The following is a 22,510-nucleotide window of genomic DNA, read 5'->3' on the forward strand; positions in this document are numbered from 1 at the left end:
TCTGCCGCCGACGTTTGCGGAAGCTTCCGTCGAACTGGGCGCACCGTTCTTATTCAATTCGTCTCCGTCGACGGAATGCGCTCCGGTTTGATAGCCGGTTGGCGTTCCGTGCTGTTTTTCGCGTCGTCGCGGCGCCCGTCAGCGCAGGCTTCGCGCTTATTTTCCGGCCGGCAGCCATGCTGCCCCGGCACAAGGATCAGTTTATGCATCCCATGCTCAATATCGCTGTGAAGGCCGCGCGCCGCGCAGCTCAGATCATCACACGCGCATCGCTCGATCTCGACCTGCTCCAGGTCAGCAAGAAACAGCACAACGATTTCGTCACGGAGGTCGACAAAGCGTCCGAAGCGGCGATCATCGAAACGCTGAAGACCGCCTATCCCGATCACGCCATCCTCGCCGAAGAGTCGGGCAAGTCGGACGACGATTCCGAATACCAGTGGATCATCGATCCGCTCGACGGCACCACCAACTTCATCCACGGCTTCCCGTACTACTGCGTGTCGATCGCGCTCGCGCATAAGGGCGTCGTCACGCAGGCCGTCGTGTATGACCCGAACCGCAACGATCTGTTCGTCGCATCACGCGGCCGTGGCGCGTTCGTCAACGATCGCCGCATCCGCGTCGCCAGGCGCGACCGCCTCGCCGACTGCCTGATCGGCACCGGCTTCCCGTTCCGCGCGCAGGACAGCCTCGAATCGTACGGCCGTCAGTTCGCCGAGATGACCCAAGCCTGCGCGGGCCTGCGCCGTCCGGGCGCTGCAGCGCTCGATCTGGCCAACGTCGCGGCCGGCCGCATGGACGGCTTCTTCGAGCAGGGCCTGAACGCTTGGGACGTCGCGGCGGGCAGCTTGCTGATCACCGAAGCCGGTGGTCTGGTCGGCAACTACACCGGTGATTCGGAGTTCCTGCACGTCGGCGAAGTCGTCGCGGGCAACGCGAAGGTCTACGCGCAGATGGTTCCGATCCTGTCGCGCTACAGCCGCACGCGTGAGCATTCGGCGTAAGCTGCGCCACCGCCACGGCCGGTCCGCGGCAACCCATTAACGGATGTGCAGAAAAGCGGCTTCGGCCGCTTTTTTGTTTGGTGGCGCTGCAGTGAGCGGGGCTTCGTGCTACAAGTGGGAGTCGTTGGCGCGGGACTCGGCCGGGTCCGTTCCCTGCTCCATGCCGCTTTGACCCTGCCCGACTTTCTCCCCGGGCGCAGCGTCCAACCTGCCCCATGAAAAAAGGCTTCCACACGATCATCGCTGCACAGTTCATTTCGTCGCTAGCCGACAATGCGCTGTTGATCGCAGCCATCGCCCTGCTTTCGGTGATTCGCTCGGCCGCGTGGGTCACGCCGCTGCTGCAGATCTTCTTCACGATTTCGTACGTGCTGCTCGCGCCGTTCGTCGGCGCGTTCGCCGATTCGATGCAGAAGCGCCACGTCATGTTCATCTCTAACGCGCTGAAGGCGAGCGGCTGCCTGATGATGATCCTCGGCGTTCATCCGATGATCGCCTACGGCGTGGTCGGTTTCGGCGCGGCCGCGTATTCGCCGGCCAAGTACGGCATCCTCACCGAGCTCCTGCCGGCCGAGAAACTCGTGCGGGCGAACGCATGGCTGGAATCGGCGACGGTGCTGTCGACGATCGTCGGCACGATGCTCGGCGGTGCGCTGATCAGCACGGTCGTCGAGCACTTCGTCACGCGGGTGCACCTGCCGCTGATCCGCTCGGCCGCCGATCTCGCGATGGGCACGGTCATGCTCATCTACGCGCTCGCCGCCGCGATCAATATCTTCATTCCGGATACCGGCGCCCGCTACCCGAACCGGCTGACCGAGCCGACCAAGCTGGTCGGCGATTTCCATCACTGCTTCCGTGTGCTATGGGCCGACAAGCTCGCGCAAATCGCACTGTGGGTGACCACGCTGATGTGGGGCGCCGCGGTGACGATGCAGTTGCTGGTGCTCAAATGGGCGAACGTGAACCTCGGCTTGTCGTTGTCGAAGGCCGCCGTGATGCAAGGCGTGACCGGCTTCGGCATCGCGATCGGCGCGGCCGGCGCGGCGGCACTGATTCCGCTGCGCAACTCGCTGAAGGTTTTGCCCGTCGGCGTGCTGACGGGCGCGGTGGCGATCGCGATGGCCTTCTACAACAAGAACCTGTTCCCGCCGGGCGCAGGCCTGCGCTTCGGCACGCATGCCGTGCCGTACTACATGCTGCTTGCTTATCCGCTGATGATCGTGCTGGGCGCGTTGTCGGGCTTTTTCATCGTGCCGATGAACGCGATCCTGCAGCATCGCGGCGCGACGCTGCTGTCGGCCGGTCACTCGATCGCCGTGCAGAATTTCAACCAGAACCTCGCGGTGCTGCTGATGCTCGGCGCGTACGCGCTGCTGCTCACGGCGAAGATGCCGGCGCAGTGGATCATCGTCGTGTTCGGCAGCTTCATTACGCTGCTGATGTGGCTCGCGAAGCGCCGCAGCGCGTCCAACGAACGCAGGGTGGACATGCGGGCGATGATCGAGGAATGAACGCATCGCCGTGCTTCGGCAATCACAGCGAATGGCGCGGCTCCACCGGCGTCACGCGCCACGACGGCGTGAAACGCTCGCTTCGATTGAATCGGTCATGCTGCCATTCGGCTCTCGCGTTGTGCATCGTCCGTTCGGCCAGGGTCCGCTCGCCGCGCCGGCGAGTTAAACTCACGCCCTGAGCATCTACCGCAAGAAGACACGAAGGATGGGCATTCAAACCGCAGCGGCCAGCGACGTCGCACAACATACGCCGATGATGCAGCAGTACCTGCGCATCAAGGCGGAGCATCCGGGCACGCTGGTTTTCTACCGGATGGGCGACTTCTATGAACTCTTTTTCGACGATGCGGAAAAAGCCGCGCGCCTGCTCGACCTGACGCTCACGCAACGCGGTGCGTCGGCCGGCAATCCGATCAAGATGGCCGGCGTGCCGCACCACTCGGTCGAACAATATCTGGCCAAGCTCGTGAAGCTAGGCGAATCGGTCGCGATCTGCGAACAGATCGGCGACCCGGCCACGTCGAAAGGCCCGGTCGAGCGCAAGGTCATGCGCGTGGTCACACCTGGCACGCTGACCGACGCGGCGCTGCTGTCCGACAAGAGCGACGTCTATCTGCTCGCGCTATGCGTCGCGCACAATCGCCGCGGCGTCGCGACGAGCGTCGGTCTCGCCTGGCTCAATCTCGCGAGCGGTGCGCTGCGCCTCGCCGAAGTGGCGCCCGATCAGGTCGCCGCCGCGCTGGAGCGCATCCGTCCCGCGGAAATACTGATTGCCGACGCCACCGCCGATTCCGCCAGCTGGACACCTCCTGTCAACGCCAGCGCACTCAAGCGCGTGCCAGCCTGGCACTTCGATATCACGTCGGGCACGAAGCGCCTGTGCGATCAGCTCGAAGTGGCGAGCCTCGACGGCTTCGGCGCGCATTCGCTCGGTTGCGCGTGCGGGGCGGCCGGCGCGTTGCTGCTGTATGCGGCGTCCACGCAGGGTCAGCAACTGCGTCATGTGCGCAGCCTGAAGGTCGAACACGAATCGGAATACATCGGGCTCGATCCGGCTACGCGCCGCAACCTCGAACTCACGGAGACGCTGCGCGGCACTGAAGCGCCGACGCTGTGCTCGCTGCTCGATACGTGCTGCACGACGATGGGCAGCCGTCTGCTGCGGCACTGGCTGCATCATCCGCCGCGCGATTCGGCGGTGGCGCGGGCGCGTCAGCAGGCGATCGGCGCGTTGCTCGACGCGCCGCCGGGCGCCGATCTCGATACGCTGCGCCAGGCGTTGCGGCAGATCGCGGATATCGAACGGATCACCGGACGTCTCGCGCTGCTGTCGGCGCGCCCGCGCGATCTGTCGAGCCTGCGCGACACGTTCATCGCGCTGCCCGCTTTGCGCGCGCAACTCGCGGCGGTGGCATCGAACGCGGATTCGCTCGCGCGCATCGACGCGGCGCTCGAACCGCCGCAAGCGTGCGTCGACTTGCTCAGGATCGCGGTCGCGCAGGAACCGGCCGCGATGGTGCGCGACGGCGGCGTCATCGCGCGTGGATATGACGCCGAACTCGACGAACTGCGCGACATCTCGGAGAACTGCGGACAGTTCCTGATCGATCTCGAGACACGCGAACGCGCGCGTACCGGCATCAGCAATCTGCGCGTCGAGTACAACAAGGTCCATGGCTTCTATATCGAAGTCACGCGCGGCCAGACCGACAAGGTCCCCGACGACTATCGCCGCCGGCAAACGCTGAAAAACGCCGAGCGCTATATCACGCCCGAGTTGAAGACCTTCGAGGACAAAGCGCTGTCCGCGCAGGAACGCGCGCTCGCGCGCGAACGCGCGCTATACGACGCGTTGCTGCAATCGTTGCTGCCCTTCATTCCCGACTGTCAGCGCGTCGCGCTAGCGCTCGCCGAACTCGATCTGCTGGCCGCGTTCGGCGAACGCGCTCGCGCGCTCGACTGGGTCGCGCCGACGTTCTCGGCCGACGCGGGCATCGACATCGAGCAGGGTCGTCATCCGGTGGTCGAGGCGCAGGTCGAGCAGTTCATCGCCAACGATTGCTCACTCGCGACCGAGCGCAAGCTGCTGCTGATCACCGGTCCGAACATGGGCGGCAAGTCGACCTTCATGCGCCAGACCGCGCTGATCGCGCTGCTCGCTTACGCGGGCAGCTACGTGCCGGCGCGGCGCGCGGCCTTCGGACCGATCGACCGCATCTTCACGCGCATCGGCGCGGCCGACGACCTCGCTGGCGGTCGCTCGACCTTCATGGTGGAGATGACCGAAGCCGCCGCGATCCTCAACGACGCGACACCGCAAAGCCTCGTGCTGATGGACGAGATCGGCCGCGGCACGTCGACGTTCGACGGCCTCGCGCTCGCGTGGGCGATCGCTCGCCACCTGCTCGCCCACAACGGCTGCTACACGCTGTTCGCGACGCACTACTTCGAGCTCACGCAGCTTCCCGTGGAGTTTCCGCATGCGGCCAACGTGCACCTGTCGGCGGTCGAGCACGGGCACGGCATCGTGTTCCTGCACGCGGTCAACGAAGGGCCGGCCAATCAGAGCTACGGTCTGCAGGTCGCGCAACTCGCCGGCGTGCCGAACGCGGTGATCCGCGCGGCGCGCAAGCACCTCGCGCATCTGGAGCAGCAATCGGCCGCGCAGCCCGCGCCGCAACTCGATCTGTTCGCGACGCAGCCTGCCATGCTCGCCGAAGACGCGCACGACGACAACGAGGCCGCGGGCGGCGCAACGCCCGCGTCGCCCGCGATGCAGACACTCGTCGAGCGTCTGCGCGGCATCGATCCGAACGATCTGCGGCCGCGTGAAGCGCTCGATCTGCTGTACGAACTCCATGAACTGGCCGTCGCGCCGGATGCGGATCACTGACGCGCGGAGACACCCGCAACGCCTGCGCGAGCTTCGCGCGGCGCTGCGCCATGTGCACGCATCGATAGGCGGCATCGTCGTGCTCGCGGCAGTGTGCGCATGGACCGCGCCGGCGCACGCCGAGGCCTCGCGCTTCGCGTTCGCGGTGCTCTCCGACACGATGCACAGCTCCGCCGACGAAGCCGCCACGCAACGGCTGCTCGACGCGATTGCCCGCGAGCGCGACGTGCGCTTCATCGTCTACGACGGCAATCTGAAGGGGCCGAAGGAAGTCTGCCGCGACGCGCTGTTCGAGCGCCGCCACGCGCTGCTCGACAGTTCCCGGACCGCTCTCTTCTTTATCCCCGGCCAGCACGACTGGGTCGATTGCGGCAACGCGGAAGCCGGCGGCTTCGATCCGGTCGAGCGGCTCGACCAGTTGCGGCAAACGCTGTTCGCCGATCCGACCTCGATGGGCCAGAACCCGATCGCGTTGACGCGCGAGAGCGAGGTATCGCGCTTCCGTCCGTTCCGCGAAAACGTGCGCTGGGTGATCAACGACAAGGCGAACAACAAAGCCGGCGACGTCGTCTTCATCGGGCTGAACGCGCCCGGTCCGAACAATCACTACCTGAGCGCGGGTGGCCGCAACGGCGAGTTCGAAGATCGCGTGATTGCCAACGCATTCTGGCTCGAGCACGCGGCCGAGTACGCGAAGCGCCGCGACGCGCGCGCGATCGTCGTGTTCATTCAAGGCGACTTCGACCCGGAGCGCTACGAGCGACCCGAACGGTTCGCATGGCTGCACTTCGCGCACAGCGCGCGCCGCGACGGCTTTCTCGAATTCAAGCGCAGTCTGGTCAAGCTCGCGCAAACTTTTCCCGGACCCGTGGTCGTGATTCACGCGGACGACGAACGGCCGGCCGGCGGCTTCGTGATCGATCAGCCGCTACGCAACGACAAAGGGATGGTCGTGACGAATCTCACGCGCATTGCGCTCGCGCCGCGTGATCGTCTCAACCAATGGATTCAGATAGAAGCGGATTTCGGCAGGAAGCCGCCGTTCAGGGTCAGCGTGCGCGACGTGCCGAAGCAGATGCTGCTGCCCGCGACACCGCCGGTCTTGCCGCGCGAGGAGTCCGGCACGTCGATGCCGGGTGCACCGGAGATGCCGAATGTGGAAGGGTTCGGGCCGGCGTCGGAATTGCCGCCGGCATTGCAGACGCCCGGAGAATCGCAGGACCAGCAGCCGCGCATCCCGTCCGACCAGGGCGGCGCTAATTACGGGCCCGCGATTTCGATGCCGCCGGGGTCGATACTGCCCGCCTCGCCTGCTATGCCGGCATCGGCGCCGTCTGTCCCCGCGACGACACCGCGCGTGCCTGCAAGCTCAGTGCAGGGTCGGTTTTGAGTTGTCTTGTTCGTCCTCGTCTTCATCGTCGTCGAGAACTTCGAGGCCATCCGCGCCGTGCGCGTGCTCGTGCTGGATTTCGTCTTCGGTCGCCGGACGCACGTCTTTGACGGTCAATGCGAAACGCAGCGCCATGCCGGCGAGCGGATGATTGCCGTCGAGCACGACCTTGTCTTCCGCGACGTCGGTCACCACGTACACCAGCGCATCGATTTCCTCGTCGCCGTCTTCCGGGGTGCCTTCGAACTGCATGCCGACTTCAAGCGGTTCCGGGAAGCGATCGCGCGGCTCGATCTTCACGAGCTCGGGATCGTACTCACCGAATGCGTCTTGCGGCTCGAGCTGGATATCGGTCTCGAAGCCGGCCTCGTGGCCGTCGAGCTCTTCCTCGATCTTGGGGAACGTGCCATCATAGCCGCCGTGAAGATAGACCATCGGCTCTTCGCTTTCCTCGATCAGATTGCCCTGCGCATCCGAGAGCTTGTAGGCGACCGACACGACGGTGTTCTTTGCGATTTTCATTCGATTCTCCAGAATACAACTCACATTATACGATGCCCAGGCGGCCCACTCACCTCCCGGCCGATGCAGGTCCGGCGCGCAATTCGCCGTCTGCTGCAAAGCCGGCCACGCAGCCCATCGTTCCGCCCTCGCCCGACATTCCGACCGCACTGCTCGGCAATCTGAGCCCGTCGCAATTCATGCGCCGCTATTGGCAGAAAAAGCCGCTGCTGATCCGTCAGGCGATTGCCGGCATCGAAGCGCCGCTGTCGCGCGACGAGCTGTTCGAGCTGGCCGATCGGGACGACGTCGAAGCGCGCCTGATTACGCACTTCCGCAACACATGGCAGTTGGAGCACGGCCCGTTTGCGCCCGACGAACTGCCGTCCGTCAAGCAGCGCGCCTGGACACTGCTTATGCAGGGCGTCGACCTGCACGATGACCGCGCGCGCGCATTGCTCGACCGTTTCCGTTTCGTACCGGACGCACGCCTCGACGACTTGATGATTTCGTATGCGACCGACGGCGGCGGCGTAGGTCCGCATTTCGATTCCTACGATGTGTTTCTTTTGCAAGTAAAAGGCAAGCGCCGCTGGCGCATTAGCGCGCAGAAAGATCTCGCACTGCAGCCCGGTTTGCCGTTGAAAGTTTTACAGCACTTCGAGCACGAACAGGAGTGGGTGCTCGAGCCCGGCGACATGCTGTACCTGCCGCCGCACATCGCGCACGACGGCATCGCCGAGGGCGAATGCATGACTTGTTCGATCGGTTTTCGCGCACCGTCCGAGAGCGAGCTGACCGCGCAGTTCCTCTACTATCTGGCCGAGCGCGGCGAGGCCGCGGGCAAGGCCGGCGCGCTCTATCGCGATCCGCGGCAGGCCGCCGTCGAGCGGCCCGCACAACTGCCCACGGCGCTCGTCGAACGAGTGGGCGCGATGCTTGCTAAAGTCCGATGGAATGAGCAGGACATTGCGTCGTTCCTTGGCACGTACCTCAGCGAACCCAAGCCGAGTGTCGTCTTCGATCCGCCGCAACGGCCGCTCAACGCAGCCCGTTTCATCGGCGCGGCGTCCAAATTCGGTTTGCGGCTCGATCGCAGGACTAACCTGTTGTATGAACGCCGCTTTTTCTTCGTAAATGGAGAACAAATAACGTGGGGCGGCGCAAAAAAATGGTTGTTTGATCTCGCGAATCTGCGGTGCATGAGTGCGAAACGCTTTGTAACACTCTCGCACGATTCATCGGTGACAGCACTGCTACACGAGTGGTATTGTGCGGGCTGGATACAGGTGGGCGAGCTTGCGTAACTCTGCCCACGTGCTATACCGTACAGTGAAATTTTGTATGAGAAAGACAACGTATTGACCCCGGATTTATCGACTGTCAGTACGAAAGTGCATATAATTTCCGCCCAAGCCGTAGGGAAGATTCCAGCTCGTCAAAAGAGCATCTCCGCCAGCGGCCCAGGTCGGTGTTGGAGCACATTACCGGTTTTATTTTGCGCTGTTGCTTACCTTTAAACCATAAAAGGACGTGATCATGAAGAAATCCCTCCTCGTAGCATCCCTGTTGGCAGCTGTGGCACTGGCTGCATGCAACAAGAGCAACGATCAAGCCGCTGCACCGGCTAGCGACGCTGCTGCTGCTTCGGCACCGGCTGCTGCTGCTTCGGACGCAGGCGCTGCTTCGGGTGCTGCTGCTGCTGCGAGCGACGCTGCTGCTTCGGCTTCGGCTGCTGCTTCGGACGCTGGCGCTGCCGCTTCGGACGCTGCTGCTTCGGCTGCAGCTCCGGCTTCGGGCGCAAGCCAGTAAGCTGTCGCGTAGGGTTCGCCTCTGGGCGAAAACTGCTTCGGGAAATCGTTGCGATGTCCCGGGCAGTTAAGCAGAACGCCACGGATTGATCTCCGTGGCGTTTTGTTTTTTTGGCGCTCGATTAATGAAGCTTGCCGGCCCGCTAACTGTCTCATCACCTCAAAAACAAAACGCCGCTTTTTATAGCGGCGTTTTATTCAACAAAGAACCGCAGGCTCTATCGAGCCGTCGCCCCGGGCACTACATTTTCCTCGAAGAATTCGCGCACCACGTCGATCTCGCGGGTACGCTTGAACGGCGGCAGACTCTGCCAGATGCGACGGCCATAAGGTTTATCGACGAGACGGGTATCGCAGATCATCAGCACACCCCGATCGGTCTCGGCGCGAATCAGCCGCCCTGCGCCCTGCTTCAGCGTGATCACGGCTTGCGGCAGCTGATGGACGGCGAATGGGCTCAAGCCCTTCTTGGTCAGCGCGTCGAGCCGCGCGGCCAGCACGGGATCGTCCGGTGGCGCAAACGGCAGCTTGTCGATCACGACCAGCGACAACGCGTCGCCACGCACGTCCACCCCTTCCCAGAAGCTCTGACTGCCGACCAGGATCGCATTGCCGTACGCGCGAAAGCGGTCGAGCAATTCGGTGCGGCTCGCATCACCCTGCACAAGCAGCGGATAACCCCAACCGCGCGCCTCGATCGCGTCGCGCAGCTTCGCCGAGATACGGTCCACCGCGCGCAGCGTCGTGCACAGCATGAAGACGCCGCCGCCCGATGCTTCGATCGCGGGCAACGCCGCATCGAACACGGCATCGGTGAACATCGGCGATGACGGTTGCGGCAGATTGCGCGGCACGTACAAGAGTCCCTGCGACGGATAGTCGAACGGGCTTGGCAACGTCATCGAACGCTTCGCGTTCAAGCCCATCTGCGCTGCGTAGTGCGCGAAGTCGCCGCGCACCGACAACGTCGCCGATGTGAAGATCCATGCGCGCGGCACGCCGGCGCGCTGCTTCGCGAAAATCGGCGCGACCGACAACGGCGTTTCGTGCAGTTGCACCGTGTGCGAGAACACCTCGATCCAGCGCACCTTTTCGTTCGGATCGGCGCGCGCCGCGTTGGCGTCGCCCTCGCTGGTAGCGACCGCGTTGCGTTCGGCTTTCGTCGGCGGTGTGGTCCAGCCGCTCAGCACGTCCTGCAACTCGCGCGCGCGACGCAGACACGCGCCGAGCGATTCAGCGCGCTCGGCCTGCCCCGCCAACGCCGAGGCCAGCGCAGCGAGTTCGGTTTCGAGCGTCTCGAGCGTGGCGAACAGCGGATGGTCGTCGCGCAGCTGACCGATCGACACACGCACCGAGTCTTCCTTGAACGCGAGCCGCACGTCGCGCGCCGCGCGTTCGAGCGTCGCGCCGAGCTTGACCCAGTCGAGCGCATCGCGTGCGTGGCCGAGTCCCTCCGCCACCGAATCGCGCGCGAGTTCGAGAAACTGCGCGGTGGATAGCGTCTCGCCGAAAAACAGCGTCGCCGTTTCGGGCAGTTGGTGCGCTTCGTCGAAGATGACCGTGTTCGCGGTTGGCAGCAGCTCCGCCATGCCGGTATCACGCAGCATGATGTCGGCGAAAAACAGATGGTGGTTGACCACCACGATATCGGCCTGCTGCGCTTCGCGGCGCGCCTGCATCACGAAGCAATCCTTGTAGTGCGGACACTCCTGGCCGAGACAGTTGTCGCGGGTCGACGTGACCATCGACCACACCTGCGCCGTTTCCGGCACGCTCGCGAGTTCAGCCTTGTCGCCGGTGCGCGTGATCTTCGCGAAGCGCACGATGTCCTGCAGATACGAGGTCTCCTGGCGCGACGGCAGTCGGCCATTGTCCGCGGTGCGTTGCAGATAGTAGTGGCACAGGTAGTTCGCGCGCCCCTTCAGCATCGCAACCGACACCGGCACCGCGAGCGCGTCGCGCACGGTAGGAATGTCGCGCTGGAACAGCTGATCCTGCAGATGCTTGGTGCCCGTCGAGACGATCACCTTGCCGCCCCACAGCATGGCCGGCACGAGGTACGCATAGGTCTTGCCGGTGCCCGTACCCGCTTCGACGATCAGCGTGTTTTCACCGCCATCGCCGCCGTCGACGTGATCGGATCGGGCGCTGTTGTCGGTCGACTCGGAGGCGGCATCGGCCCCCGTGTGCTGCAGACGCCGCGCCGGGCGCTTCTGCGTCTCGAACATCGCGGGCTCGGGCATTGCGCGGCCCGATGCCTCCATCGCCGCGGCAACCGCGCGCGCCATCTCGATCTGCGACGCACGCGGCCGATAGCCATCGATCTGCCGTGCGAGCACACCGTTGTCGGCGAAGATCTCGTCGAGCTCGCTCGCGCGGCGCCGGGCCAGCGACACGGTCGTGCCGGCGGCCGATGGATCGTCCGGCGCGGCCCGGGATGAAGTGTCATGCGGTGAATTCAAGGCAAGCGTTCCTGCTAGGTCCGGCTCGCGCGCGGCGCGCCCGGCGCCTGCCAGGCCGCGAACTCAGGCGCGCGCATCCGGTTCGAGCTGCAATTGCAGCAAGATGATAGTGTCCTTGACCTTGAGTTTGCGCTTTTTCAGGCGCTGCAACTCGAAGTCGTCGATGCCGTGCTCATCCGACATCCGGTCGATCAACCGGTCGAGTCCACTATGCTCCGATTCCAGTTGCAGAATGCGGTCGCGAAGTGTGTTTGCGTCGATGGCGTGATGACGATCGCGCATGCTCGCCTCCTCTGGTCGGCGGCACGAACCGCGTGCAAGCGGTCCGAAGCCTGAGGTTGCAGTCCGGCTCAAACGCATTACGGCGGCCATGCCCATGCCCGCCACGGCTCACTCTACGGCACAGCCACTACAGCACACTTACTGCTGTTGTTGCTGTTGTTGCTTTTGCTGCTCTTCGAGCTGTTGCTGCTGCAACTCTTGCTGGCGTTTCTGCTCGGCTTTCTCGGCGGCCTGCTTCTGACGCGCCTCGACATCGAGCTTGTGCTGCGCTGCGTCGGCTTGCTTGCGCTCGAAATTCTCCTGCTTCTGCTGGCGCTCCTCGGCCTTTTGCGCGCCCTGCTGACGCGCTTGCTCGAGCTGGCGCTGGTAGTCGCTCTGCTTCTGGTCGTAAGCCCGCTGATTGGCCGCTGCCTGCGCTGGCGTGACGCCATGCTGCGCCTGATCGAGCGCGTGCTGGCGCTGCTTTTCCGTGTACGCCTGGGCGTTGGCTTCGCGCTGGGGTGCCTCGGCGTTGCGCTGCGCCTGATCGAGCGCACGCTGACGCTGCTTTTCCTGGTACGCCTGCTCGTTGCGCGCGTCTTCGGCGGCACGTTGCGGCGCCTGGGCCTCGTTTTGCGCGCGCCGCAATGCCGCACGTTCGTCGCGCTCGCGGGCGCGCTGTGCACGCTGCTCGGCGTCGAGCGCGAGCTGTTCCTTACGGATGTCCGCCTGCACACTGCGCATCGCGTCGCGCGCGCGGTTCAGACAGTGATTGACGAAGAAGCGGCTGTAGCAGTTGTGCTGCGCGACCGCGTATTGATAGTTGTTGTCGTCGGTGCGCTGATTCAGCACCTGTTGACGCTCGTCGAACGACTTGTCCAGCGCAGCCGCGTCACCCGCGCTTTGGGGGCCTTCGACGGTTGCGGCGACTTGCGGGCCCGATGCCGCGACAGGCGCCGCACCCTGCGCGGGCATCGCGCTCTGCGCCACAGCCGGCACCGGTGCGGCGAGCGCAGCGGCGATCACGCACGACGCCGCGGCCGCCTGAAGCGACGGGCCGAACAGACGCAAAGAAACCAGCGGCAATTGAGACGAACCCCGAGACGAACCCGGCAGCGAACCTGACGCCAGCAAAGAGACCAGGCGGTTGAGGGACAAGGTGATTGGCAACGTCGTAGAGGGTCAACAGAAGATGCCCGAAATTCTAACACCCCGCGGTTGAGCGCTTTGGCATTTATGGCAAAATGCCCCGCTCTAGCAAGCTGGTCGCGGCGCACGCCCGGCCTGTCCCGATTTGCCGCCCGCGCGCGGCCCATCACTGAGTCCGCAGGAACACCAAGACCTTATGACGGAAACCGTAGCACTCAAGATCGTCCAGCGCATCGCCACCGAACTGTCCGTCCAGCCGCGCCAGGTCGCGGCCGCGGTGGACCTTCTCGACGAAGGCGCGACCGTTCCGTTCATCGCCCGGTACCGCAAGGAAGTGACCGGCAATCTCGACGACACCCAACTGCGCAATCTCGAGGAACGCCTGCTGTATTTGCGCGAACTCGAAGACCGGCGCGCGGCGATCATCGCGAGCATCGACGAACAGGGCAAGCTCACCGACGAGCTGCGCGGCGCGATCGAAGGCGCCGACAGCAAACAGGTGCTGGAAGACCTTTACCTACCGTATAAACCGAAGCGCCGCACGCGCGCGCAGATCGCGCGCGAAGCCGGTTTGCAGCCGCTCGCCGACGCGCTGCTCGGCAATCCGCTGCTCGATCCGCAAACCGAAGCCGCGGCGTACGTGGACGCGGAGAAAGGCATCGTCGATGTGAAGGCCGCACTCGACGGGGCGCGCGACATCCTCTCCGAACAGTTCGGCGAGACCGCCGATCTGCTCGGCAAGCTGCGCGACTATCTGTTCAACCAGGGCGTGGTGTCGTCGAAGGTGGTGGAAGGCAAGGAAAGCGCGGAAGAAGAAAAATTCCGCGACTACTACGACTACGCCGAAACGATCCGCACGGTGCCGTCGCATCGCGCGCTCGCGCTCTTCCGCGGCCGCAATGCCGGCGTGCTGACGGTCAAGCTCGGCCTCGGCGAAGAGCTCGACGCGCAGGTGCCGCATCCGGGCGAAGCGCTGATCGCGCGGCATTTCGGCATCGCCAATCAGAACCGCCCCGCCGATAAGTGGCTCTCCGACGTATGCCGCTGGTGCTGGCGCGTGAAGGTGCAGCCGCACCTCGAAAACGAGCTGCTGACCAATCTGCGCGACGAAGCCGAACACGAAGCGATCCGGGTGTTCGCGCGCAATCTGAAGGACCTGTTGCTCGCGGCTCCGGCTGGGCCGAAGGCCGTGATCGGTCTCGATCCGGGGCTGCGCACGGGCGTGAAGGTGGCGGTGGTCGACCGCACCGGCAAAGTGCTCACGACCGACACGATCTACCCGCACGAGCCACGCCGCGATTGGGACGGCTCGCTCGCGAAGCTCGCGCGAATCGCCGCGCAAACGCAGGCCGAGCTGATCAGCATCGGCAACGGCACCGCGTCGCGCGAGACGGACAAACTCGCGAGCGAACTGATCGCGCGTCATCCGGAACTGAAGCTGCAGAAGATCGTCGTGTCCGAAGCCGGCGCGTCGGTGTACTCCGCGTCCGAGCTTGCCGCGAAGGAATTCCCCGACATGGACGTGTCGCTGCGCGGCGCGGTATCGATCGCACGACGTCTGCAGGATCCGCTCGCCGAGCTCGTCAAGATCGAGCCGAAGGCGATCGGCGTCGGCCAGTATCAGCACGACGTGAATCAGCGCGAACTCGCGCGCTCGCTCGACGCGGTCGTCGAAGACTGTGTGAACGCGGTCGGCGTCGATGCGAACACCGCGTCGGTCGCGCTGCTCGCGCGGGTGTCGGGTCTCAACGCAACGCTCGCGCGCAACATCGTCGACTATCGCGATGCGAACGGGCCGTTCCCGTCGCGCGAGCATCTGCGCAAGGTACCGCGTCTCGGCGACAAGACCTTCGAGCAGGCCGCCGGCTTCCTGCGCATCAACAACGGCGAGAATCCGCTCGACCGTTCGTCGGTCCACCCGGAAGCGTATCCGGTCGTCCAGCGCATCCTCGCGAAGATCAGCAAGCAGGTTGGCGAAGTGCTCGGCAATCGCGACGCGTTGCGCGGACTGTCGCCCACTGAATTCGTCGACGAACGTTTCGGTCTGCCAACCGTGCGTGACATTCTGGTCGAACTCGAGAAGCCTGGCCGCGATCCGCGTCCCGAGTTCAAGACCGCGACGTTCCGCGAAGGTGTCGAGAAGGTCAGCGACCTGATCCCGGGCATGGTGCTCGAAGGCGTCGTGACGAACGTCGCGGCGTTTGGCGCGTTCATCGATGTCGGCGTGCATCAGGACGGTCTCGTGCACGTGTCGGCGATGTCGACGAAGTTCGTGAAAGACCCGCACGAAGTCGTGAAGGCCGGTCAGATCGTCAAGGTCAAGGTGCTCGAAGTCGACGTGAAACGCCAGCGTATCGCGTTGACGATGCGTCTGGACGACGAACCCGGCGCGGCGGCCGCTCGCAGCGGCGGCGGTGCGCAGCAGGATCGCGGCGGCTCGGGCGGCAACGTCAATCGCGGCGCAGCGGGACGCGGCGCGCCGCAGCGCTCGCGCGAAGCGGAGCCGGGCGGTGCGATGGCGGCCGCGTTTGCGAAGCTCAAGCAGAAGTAAGCCGATCGGGCCGGTGCACTTAGTCGCACGTGCACCGGCCCACAGCATGACCGCGTCGCGCGATCGATCGCACACGCACGCGCATAAGCGAAAAGCCCACGCATTGCGTGGGCTTTCTCGTTTGCGCTCCCGCAGTCACGCGCAGGCCGTCAAATCTCGATCTTCGTCCCCAGTTCCACGACCCGGTTAGCCGGGATGCTGAAGAAGTCGGTCGGCTTCGCGGCGTTCTGATGCATCCACGCGAACACACGTTCGCGCCACACCGACATGCCCGGTAATTGCGTCGGCACCACCGTTTCGCGCGCGAGGAAGAACGACGTGTCCATCAATTCGAAGCTCATGTCGTGTGTGCGTCCGACGTCGAGCAGCACCGCCTTCACGTCGGGCGTTTCGTTGAAGCCGTAGGCCGCCTTCACCAGATACAGGCCACCCTCCATGTCCTTCACGGTCACGCGCTCGGCGTCGTTCACGTACGGAATGTCGCGCGTGACGAAGGTCAGGAAGATCGTGCGCTCGTGCAGCACCTTGTTGTGCTTCAGATTGTGCAGCAGGCTCACCGGCACCAGCGAATCGCTGCCGGTCAGGTAGATCGCGGTGCCCGACACGCGATGCGGCGGATGCGCGAGCAAACCTTGCAGGAACGGCATCAGCGGAATACCGTCGGCGGCCGTGCGTTCCTTCACGATCATCCTGCCCTTGAACCACGTCATCAGCAGGAAGAACAGCAGCCCGCCGATACATAGCGGCAACCAACCGCCTTCTTCGACCTTCAGCAGGTTCGCGCCGAAAAAGCCCAGATCGACCACCATGAACACGCCGATGATGAGCCCGACGAGCAGCTTGTTCCACTTCCACACCTTCACCATCACGACGCAGGCGAGGATCGTCGTGATCACCATCGTTGCGGTCACCGCGATACCGTACGCGGCCGCGAGATTGTCGGAGCTTTTGAACGCGATCACGATGCATAGAATGATGAACAGCAGCATCCAGTTCACGACCGGCACATAGATTTGCCCGATCGCGAGCTCGGAGGTGTGCAGGACCTTCATGCGCGGCACGTAGCCGAGCTGGATCGCCTGGCTCGTCAGCGAGTAGGCGCCCGAAATCACCGCCTGCGACGCGATCACTGTCGCCACCGTCGACAGCACGACGAGCGGCAACACCGCCCAGTCCGGCGCGAGCAGGAAGAACGGATTTTCGATCGCCTTCGCGTCGCGCATCAGCAGCGCGCCCTGGCCGAAGTAGTTCAGCACCAGCGACGGCATCACGAGCACATACCACGCCATGCGGATCGGCTGCGCGCCGAAGTGGCCCATGTCCGCGTACAGCGCTTCCGCGCCGGTCAGCACCAGCACGACCGAGCCGAGCACCACGTAGGCCTGCAGCACGTGCGCGGCCATGAACGTGTATGCGTAGTACGGATTGAGCGCGCGGATCACATTCGGCGACTGCACGATGTGCCAGAGGCCGAGCACCGCCAGCACGAGGAACCACAGCATCATGATCGGCCCGAACAGACGGCCGACGGTGGCCGTGCCGTGCCGCTGGATCCAGAACAGCACGATCAGGATCACGACGGTCAGCGGAATCACCAGATGCGACAGATGTGGCGCGGCGATTTCCAGGCCTTCGACCGCAGAGATCACCGAGATCGCCGGCGTGATCACCGCGTCGCCGTAAAACATGCAGGCGCCGAAGATGCCGAGCATCATCAGAAGGCCGGCCATTTTCGATTTCTGATCGACCGAGCGCATCGCCAGCGCCATCAGCGCAAGGACGCCGCCCTCGCCGTTGTTGTCGGCGCGCATCACGAACAGCACGTACTTGACGCCGACCACGATCACGATCGCCCAGAACAGCAGCGAGATCACGCCAAGGATCGACTGATCGGTCAACGGGATACCATGCGACGGGCTGAAGGCTTCCTTCAGCGCATACAACGGACTCGTGCCGATGTCGCCGAACACCACTCCGATCGCGGCAATCGCAAGGGAGGGCAACGGCTGTCTGTGTACGTGATTGTTATCTGTCATGGACGCGAGGAGATCCGTTCCCGGGCGAAAAACGACCGCTATTTTAAACTGCCCATCCGGTACCGCCCGGCTTGTTGTGGATACGCCACGTGGATGTCCGCGCAGTGTAGCATTGCGATATGGACGCGTCTGCCGCGGCCGAGGCGTCCCGGCGCCGCGCGGGGCGCGCATAAAAAAAACGGAGCCCGACCGGGCTCCGTTTGTGACACCGCAATGACGCACACGTGCGATTCGGCAAAGCGTGGCGCGCGCGCCTTCGGGTTAATTGCCCGACGACTCGTCAGCCTGAGCGATACCGCGCTTGATCCACGCGCCGAGGTTATGCGGACGCACCGTGTCCCACTCCTCGAACGGTTGATGAATCCATGGGTTGGTCGGCAGGTACTGCACGTGGTAATCGGGCTTCACCTTCGAGCAGCCCTTGTACCACAGCACAGCCGAGCGCACCGCGGTGATGGCCGGATAGCGTTCCTTCAGATGCTGCTGCACGCGAGCGAGCGTGACGCCCGAATCGACGAGGTCGTCGACGAGCAGCACGTTGCCGTGCAGCTCGCCGCGGGTCATCGTGATGTATTGCGCGATGTCGAGCTCGCCCTGCTGCGTGCCGGCCGCTTCGCGGTACGAGCTGGTTGCCAGGATTGCCAGCGGCAGATCGTAGATGCGCGACAGCTGGTCGCCGACGCGCAGACCGCCGCGCGCGAGGCACAGGATCTTGTCGAACTTCCAGCCCGATTCGTGCACGGCAAGGGCGAGCACCTCGATCAGCCGGTGATATTCGTCCCAGCCGACCCACAGGTTCTTGTCGTCGTTGCGCGGATCTTTCATCGCGATCATGGGTACACCTTGCATCGCTCAGACCTTGAACGGATGACGCAGCAGAATCGTTTCGTCGCGATCCGGACCGGTGGACACCATGTCGATCGGAATGCCCGCGACTTCCTGCACACGAGTGAGATATGCACGTGCGTTGGCGGGCAGCTCGTCCCACTCCTTGATGCCGACCGTGCTTTCCTTCCAGCCCGTGAAGGTTTCGTAGACCGGCATGCAGCGCGCGACTTCGGTCGCGCCGCGCGGCAGCAGATCGACGTTCTGGCCGTCGACCGTGTAGCCGACGCACAGCTTCACTTCGTCGAGACCGTCGAGCACGTCGAGCTTGGTCATGCACAGACCCGTCACGCCGTTGATCTGAATCGAGCGGCGCAGCGCGGCGACGTCGAGCCAGCCGGTGCGGCGCGGACGACCCGTGACCGAGCCGAATTCCTTGCCGACGGTGGCGAGTTCGAGGCCGATCGGCTCCTGGCGCGACGCGTTGTCTGCATCGTACAGCTCGCTCGGGAACGGCCCCGAACCAACCCGCGTGCAGTACGCCTTCGTGATACCGAGGATGTAGTTCAGCTTCTGCGGACCGACGCCCGCCCCCGCCGTCGCGGCACCCGCGACGCAGTTGCTCGACGTGACGAACGGATAGGTGCCGTGGTCGATGTCGAGCAGCGTGCCCTGCGCGCCTTCGAACAGCAGATTGCCACCGTTCGCGTTGACGTCGTAGAGACGGCGCGAGACGTCGGTGACCATCGGCTTCAGGCGGTCGGCGTAGCTCGACATCGTGTCGAGCGTTTGCTGGAAGTCGACCGCGGCTGCGCCGAGGTACTGCGTGAGCACGAAGTTGTGATAGTCGAGGTTTTCGCGCAGACGCTCGGCAAAGGCTGGTGCGTCGAACAGGTCTTGCACGCGCAGGCCGCGGCGCGCGACCTTGTCTTCATAGGCCGGGCCGATGCCGCGGCCGGTCGTGCCGATCTTGCTCGCGCCGCGGCGCGCTTCGCGGCCCTGGTCGATCGCGATGTGATACGGCAGGATCAGCGTGGTGGCTTCGGAAATGAACAGGCGCTTCTGGACGTCGATGCCGGCGGCTTCGAGTTCGCCGATTTCCTTGAACAGCGCTTCCGGCGACAACACGACGCCATTGCCGATGTAGCACGCGACGCCGGGATGCATGATGCCCGAGGGAATCAGACGCAAGATGGTTTTCTTGCCGCCGATGATAAGCGTGTGACCGGCATTGTGACCGCCCTGGAAGCGAACGACGCCTTGAGCGTGGTCCGTCAGCCAGTCGACGATCTTGCCCTTGCCCTCATCACCCCATTGGGTACCCACGACGACGACGTTGCGCCCGGGGTTCACATTCACTGCGCTGGCAGACATGTTGTTTCGTAAGCTGGTTAAAAACGTATTTTACCTAGGTTCGCGGAAGCTTCCGGAATTTTTCCGTTTCCGCTCAAAGGCATGCACGTCATGTTGACTATCGCGAGAGATGCGCGGCCGCGAACATTCGCTCGACCGCGCCCGATTCGGGCAGTGGTTGCGCCGCCCTGTGGCGAGCGACCGCAGACCCGTCCCCGGCAGCGTTGATCGGAACGCGCGGCTCAAGCGCGCGGTTCGACCATCCATGCGCCATTGCGCTCGACCAGCACCCGGTCGAACGCGAATTCATCCAGGTCGTGCTCATGGCCAGGCAGCGCCTGGATCACCACTTCACCGCCATCGCGCAATGCCGTGACCGCCACGCGCAACGCTTCGTCGTGCCGCCACGGCGCGAGGATCGCGCTGCTGCGCGCTTCGATCGACGAGATTCGCGCGACCTCGCGCAGATCCAGCGAAAAGCCGGTTGCCGGGCGAGCGCGGCCATAGGCCTGGCCGACGTGGTCGTATCGGCCGCCCCGCGCGACCGCGTTCGGCACACCGTCCACGTACGCGGAGAACATCACGCCGCTGTGGTACGCGTAGCCGCGCAGATCGGCGAGGTCGATCATCACTTCCGCGCCGTCGACCTGGCTCGCGAGGAATGCGAGGTCGTCGAGCGCGCGGGCGATCGCCGGCGCGTTCGGCAGACACGCGCGGGCCTCTTCGAGCACCGCCGCGCCGCCGTACAGCGTTGGCAGCGCGCGCAGCGCATCGCGAATCACTGGCGAGAATTGCGCGGTCATCTCGACGAGACGCGGCACGTCCTTGCCCGCAAGGGCGTCGTAGAGCCCCTGCCCGAGTTCCTCCGCGGCCGGTTCCGCTTCGATAAGTGCCGCCAGCACTCCCGCATGACACAGGTCCAAACGCACCTTCGCGAGGCCGGCGAGACGCAGCGCGTCGAGCATCAACTGCTGGATTTCGAGGTCCGCTTCGAGCCCCGCGTGCCCGTAGATTTCCGCACCGATCTGGATCTGCTCACGCGTTGCGTGCAGCCCGCGCGGCCTCGTATGTGCGACGTTGCCGGCGTAGCAAAGACGCGTGACGCCCTGGCGGTTCAGCAGGTGCGCGTCGATGCGCGCGACCTGCGGCGTGATGTCGGCGCGCAGACCGAGCGTGCGGCCCGACAGCTGGTCGACGAGCTTGAAAGTGCGCAGATTCAGATCGCGCCCGCCGCCGGTCAACAGCGACTCGAGGTATTCGAGCAGCGGCGGCATCACCATCTCGTAGCCGTACGAACGGAAACGGTCCAGCAAATGACGCCGCAATTCTTCAATCTTGCGGGCCTCCGACGGCAGCACGTCGGCGATATTCTCAGGAAGCAACCAGGTCGACATCGATACAGTCCTACGGCGTTGAGCACGGCGTCGTGAAGCGCCGATAAATAAGTTTGGATGGCATGCCGCGGCTTGATTCTGGCGGTTGACACAGACGCTCGGGAGGCGCTTTGCAGTTCACGCGACGCGCGGCGGTACAGGGCAACGAGCGGCAATGAGCGCCAATAAGCAACGTTCGTCAGACAAGCCAGTCCGCTTCAATGCCCGCTTCAGGTCGCGATGAACAGCAGAATCAGCCCAAGCAACATCACGATGAACCCGCCGACGCGAATCTGGTGCGGCGGCCGTTCCGCTATTTTACGGAACGTGTCGCGCCAGGCGCTCGGAAAAACGAACGGAAACATCCCCTCGATAATCAGCATCAGCGCGATCGCGAGCAATAACGAACCAGCTATGTCCATGCGAGTGAAGCGGCCGCGATGCGGATGCCGCGGCCTTCGGTAATCAGCGTTTGCGCGCAGCAGGCGCGGAAGCGTCCGGGGCGGCGCCGCCGGTCGGGCTACGCATGAAGCGGAAGAACTCGCTGCTGGAGTCGACCACGATCAGATCGCCCGGCCTGAAGGTCTTCCGGTACGCCTCCATGCTTTGATAAAACTGGTAGAACTGCGGGTCCTTGCCGAACGCTTCGGCGGCGATTTCCGCGGCCTTCGCATCGCCTTCACCGCGAATGCCTTGCGCCTGCGCGAGGCCGTCGGCGAGTACCGCCTGCTGCTTCGCGAGCGCGTCCGCGCGGATCTGGTTCGCTTCGGCGGCGCCCTTCGCGCGCTCGTCGGCCGCGGCCTGCTCGCGCGCGGCGATCATGCGCTTGAATACCGAGTCGGCCACCGCCGCCGGGAAATCGACACGCGTGAGTTGCACATCCACGACCGACACACCGAGCGATGCCGCGCCCTTGTCCATCGCAGCGCGCGCCTCTTCGGCGACCGCCTGCTGTTTGGCCAGTGCATCGGACAGCGTGAACTTGCCGAACGCGTCGCCGAGCGCGCCGCGCGACAGCAGCGCGAGCCGTTCCGGCAGGCTCTGCGGATCACCCTTCGTTTCGGCGATCAGCTTCAGCGGATCGGTCACGCGGAACCTGATGACCGGGTTGACCAGCAGGTCGGTTTTGTCGGACGTGACGTAGTGATCTTCGTCGGGTGCGTCGAGCGACTGGAGCCGATTGTCGACGAGCGTGACCGTTTGCAACGGCGGCGGCAGCTTCACGTGCAGCCCCGGGCCGAGCAGCGTGGGGGTCGCGTCGCCGCGCGCAGACAGCACGGCCATGTGCCGTTGGTCGACGACGAACACCATCGACGATGCCGCGAACAGCACGATGACGACGGCGACGACGAGCGCAATGATTCGGTTCATATTCCTGGGC

At 64.5% G+C, this 22,510-nt stretch carries 18 protein-coding genes; 7 read left to right on the forward strand and 11 right to left on the reverse strand.

Annotation, left to right across the window (positions count from 1 at the left end; genetic code table 11):
• Window positions 1–53 precede the first annotated feature (53 nt).
• Window positions 54–209, reverse strand: a complete 156-nt coding sequence (locus BJG93_RS09575) for a hypothetical protein (protein WP_154671835.1) — start codon at window positions 207–209, stop codon at window positions 54–56.
• Here BJG93_RS09575 and BJG93_RS09580 point away from each other — a divergent pair.
• From BJG93_RS09580 to BJG93_RS09595, 4 genes are all read left to right on the forward strand, one after another.
• Window positions 204–1,007: an inositol monophosphatase family protein gene (locus tag BJG93_RS09580; protein WP_027198057.1), complete on the forward strand. Its 804-nt coding sequence runs from the start codon at window positions 204–206 to the stop codon at window positions 1,005–1,007. The two genes, BJG93_RS09575 and BJG93_RS09580, sit on opposite strands and share 6 nt — an antisense overlap.
• Window positions 1,008–1,222: 215 nt before the next feature.
• A complete protein-coding gene (gene lplT / locus BJG93_RS09585; protein WP_027198058.1) occupies window positions 1,223–2,521 on the forward strand; it encodes a lysophospholipid transporter LplT in 1,299 nt (432 codons plus the stop codon).
• 208 nt (window positions 2,522–2,729) lie between these two features.
• Window positions 2,730–5,417 carry a DNA mismatch repair protein MutS gene (gene mutS / locus BJG93_RS09590; RefSeq protein ID WP_027198059.1) on the forward strand — a complete coding sequence of 896 codons (2,688 nt, stop codon included), beginning with the start codon at window positions 2,730–2,732 and terminating at the stop codon, window positions 5,415–5,417.
• Complete coding sequence (locus tag BJG93_RS09595; RefSeq protein WP_027198060.1) at window positions 5,404–6,807, forward strand: hypothetical protein; 1,404 nt, start codon at window positions 5,404–5,406, stop codon at window positions 6,805–6,807. The genes mutS and BJG93_RS09595 overlap by 14 nt, the downstream gene beginning before the upstream one ends.
• Here the strand turns inward: BJG93_RS09595 and BJG93_RS09600 are convergent.
• Window positions 6,787–7,329, reverse strand: coding sequence for an FKBP-type peptidyl-prolyl cis-trans isomerase (locus BJG93_RS09600; protein WP_027198061.1), 543 nt, complete (start codon window positions 7,327–7,329; stop codon window positions 6,787–6,789). The genes BJG93_RS09595 and BJG93_RS09600 overlap by 21 nt on opposite strands.
• Before the next feature lie 32 nt (window positions 7,330–7,361).
• Between BJG93_RS09600 and BJG93_RS09605 the strand changes: the two genes are divergently transcribed.
• Complete coding sequence (locus tag BJG93_RS09605) at window positions 7,362–8,615, forward strand: cupin domain-containing protein (protein ID WP_027198062.1); 1,254 nt, start codon at window positions 7,362–7,364, stop codon at window positions 8,613–8,615.
• A gap of 232 nt (window positions 8,616–8,847) precedes the next feature.
• Window positions 8,848–9,120, forward strand: coding sequence for a hypothetical protein (locus BJG93_RS09610; protein ID WP_082194645.1), 273 nt, complete (start codon window positions 8,848–8,850; stop codon window positions 9,118–9,120).
• A 217-nt stretch (window positions 9,121–9,337) separates the two neighbouring features.
• On the opposite strand, the gene BJG93_RS09615 is transcribed toward BJG93_RS09610, so the two are convergent.
• From BJG93_RS09615 to BJG93_RS09625, 3 genes are all read right to left on the reverse strand, one after another.
• Window positions 9,338–11,581 carry an ATP-dependent DNA helicase gene (locus BJG93_RS09615; RefSeq protein WP_027198063.1) on the reverse strand — a complete coding sequence of 748 codons (2,244 nt, stop codon included), beginning with the start codon at window positions 11,579–11,581 and terminating at the stop codon, window positions 9,338–9,340.
• Window positions 11,582–11,644: 63 nt separating this feature from the next.
• Entirely contained in the window at window positions 11,645–11,863 is a 219-nt protein-coding gene (locus tag BJG93_RS09620; protein WP_027198064.1) for a DUF465 domain-containing protein, read from the reverse strand.
• A 138-nt stretch (window positions 11,864–12,001) separates the two neighbouring features.
• Window positions 12,002–12,928: a hypothetical protein gene (locus BJG93_RS09625; RefSeq protein WP_407675266.1), complete on the reverse strand. Its 927-nt coding sequence runs from the start codon at window positions 12,926–12,928 to the stop codon at window positions 12,002–12,004.
• Window positions 12,929–13,187: 259 nt separating this feature from the next.
• Here BJG93_RS09625 and BJG93_RS09630 point away from each other — a divergent pair, with 259 nt between their 5' ends.
• Entirely contained in the window at window positions 13,188–15,542 is a 2,355-nt protein-coding gene (locus BJG93_RS09630; protein ID WP_027198066.1) for a Tex family protein, read from the forward strand.
• A gap of 149 nt (window positions 15,543–15,691) precedes the next feature.
• Here the strand turns inward: BJG93_RS09630 and BJG93_RS09635 are convergent, their stop codons facing one another.
• The 6 genes from BJG93_RS09635 to hflC all read right to left on the reverse strand — a co-directional run bounded on the left by BJG93_RS09635 (window position 15,692) and on the right by hflC (window position 22,500).
• Window positions 15,692–17,578 carry a potassium transporter Kup gene (locus BJG93_RS09635; protein WP_027198067.1) on the reverse strand — a complete coding sequence of 629 codons (1,887 nt, stop codon included), beginning with the start codon at window positions 17,576–17,578 and terminating at the stop codon, window positions 15,692–15,694.
• Window positions 17,579–17,839: 261 nt separating this feature from the next.
• Window positions 17,840–18,412 (reverse strand): phosphoribosyltransferase, encoded by a 573-nt coding sequence (locus tag BJG93_RS09640; protein ID WP_027198068.1) that lies wholly within the window; start codon window positions 18,410–18,412, stop codon window positions 17,840–17,842.
• An 18-nt stretch (window positions 18,413–18,430) separates the two neighbouring features.
• Window positions 18,431–19,777, reverse strand: coding sequence for an adenylosuccinate synthase (locus BJG93_RS09645; protein WP_027198069.1), 1,347 nt, complete (start codon window positions 19,775–19,777; stop codon window positions 18,431–18,433).
• 221 nt (window positions 19,778–19,998) lie between these two features.
• The gene (locus BJG93_RS09650) at window positions 19,999–21,150 is read right to left on the reverse strand and encodes an ATP phosphoribosyltransferase regulatory subunit (RefSeq protein ID WP_027198070.1); all 1,152 of its coding nucleotides are present in this window, start codon (window positions 21,148–21,150) and stop codon (window positions 19,999–20,001) included.
• Between the two features lie 209 nt (window positions 21,151–21,359).
• Window positions 21,360–21,551, reverse strand: coding sequence for a DUF2065 domain-containing protein (locus BJG93_RS09655; RefSeq protein ID WP_027198071.1), 192 nt, complete (start codon window positions 21,549–21,551; stop codon window positions 21,360–21,362).
• 43 nt (window positions 21,552–21,594) lie between these two features.
• A complete protein-coding gene (gene hflC, locus BJG93_RS09660; protein ID WP_027198072.1) occupies window positions 21,595–22,500 on the reverse strand; it encodes a protease modulator HflC in 906 nt (301 codons plus the stop codon).
• Between the last annotated feature and the right edge of the window lie 10 nt (window positions 22,501–22,510).

Origin of the sequence: Paraburkholderia sprentiae WSM5005, from assembly GCF_001865575.2 — a bacterium.
Taxonomy (GTDB): domain Bacteria; phylum Pseudomonadota; class Gammaproteobacteria; order Burkholderiales; family Burkholderiaceae; genus Paraburkholderia; species Paraburkholderia sprentiae.

Coding starts and splice junctions, on each gene's coding strand:
- BJG93_RS09600 (WP_027198061.1), bottom strand. CDS start 7,329: ATGAAAATCGCAAAGAACACCGTCGTGTCGGTCGCCTACAAGCTCTCG.
- hflC (WP_027198072.1), bottom strand. CDS start 22,500: ATGAACCGAATCATTGCGCTCGTCGTCGCCGTCGTCATCGTGCTGTTC.
- BJG93_RS09645 (WP_027198069.1), bottom strand. CDS start 19,777: ATGTCTGCCAGCGCAGTGAATGTGAACCCCGGGCGCAACGTCGTCGTC.
- BJG93_RS09640 (WP_027198068.1), bottom strand. CDS start 18,412: ATGATCGCGATGAAAGATCCGCGCAACGACGACAAGAACCTGTGGGTC.
- BJG93_RS09580 (WP_027198057.1), top strand. CDS start 204: ATGCATCCCATGCTCAATATCGCTGTGAAGGCCGCGCGCCGCGCAGCT.
- BJG93_RS09655 (WP_027198071.1), bottom strand. CDS start 21,551: ATGGACATAGCTGGTTCGTTATTGCTCGCGATCGCGCTGATGCTGATT.
- BJG93_RS09575 (WP_154671835.1), bottom strand. CDS start 209: ATGCATAAACTGATCCTTGTGCCGGGGCAGCATGGCTGCCGGCCGGAA.
- BJG93_RS09650 (WP_027198070.1), bottom strand. CDS start 21,150: ATGTCGACCTGGTTGCTTCCTGAGAATATCGCCGACGTGCTGCCGTCG.
- lplT (WP_027198058.1), top strand. CDS start 1,223: ATGAAAAAAGGCTTCCACACGATCATCGCTGCACAGTTCATTTCGTCG.
- BJG93_RS09595 (WP_027198060.1), top strand. CDS start 5,404: ATGCGGATCACTGACGCGCGGAGACACCCGCAACGCCTGCGCGAGCTT.
- BJG93_RS09630 (WP_027198066.1), top strand. CDS start 13,188: ATGACGGAAACCGTAGCACTCAAGATCGTCCAGCGCATCGCCACCGAA.
- BJG93_RS09635 (WP_027198067.1), bottom strand. CDS start 17,578: ATGACAGATAACAATCACGTACACAGACAGCCGTTGCCCTCCCTTGCG.
- BJG93_RS09620 (WP_027198064.1), bottom strand. CDS start 11,863: ATGCGCGATCGTCATCACGCCATCGACGCAAACACACTTCGCGACCGC.
- BJG93_RS09605 (WP_027198062.1), top strand. CDS start 7,362: ATGCCCAGGCGGCCCACTCACCTCCCGGCCGATGCAGGTCCGGCGCGC.
- BJG93_RS09610 (WP_082194645.1), top strand. CDS start 8,848: ATGAAGAAATCCCTCCTCGTAGCATCCCTGTTGGCAGCTGTGGCACTG.
- mutS (WP_027198059.1), top strand. CDS start 2,730: ATGGGCATTCAAACCGCAGCGGCCAGCGACGTCGCACAACATACGCCG.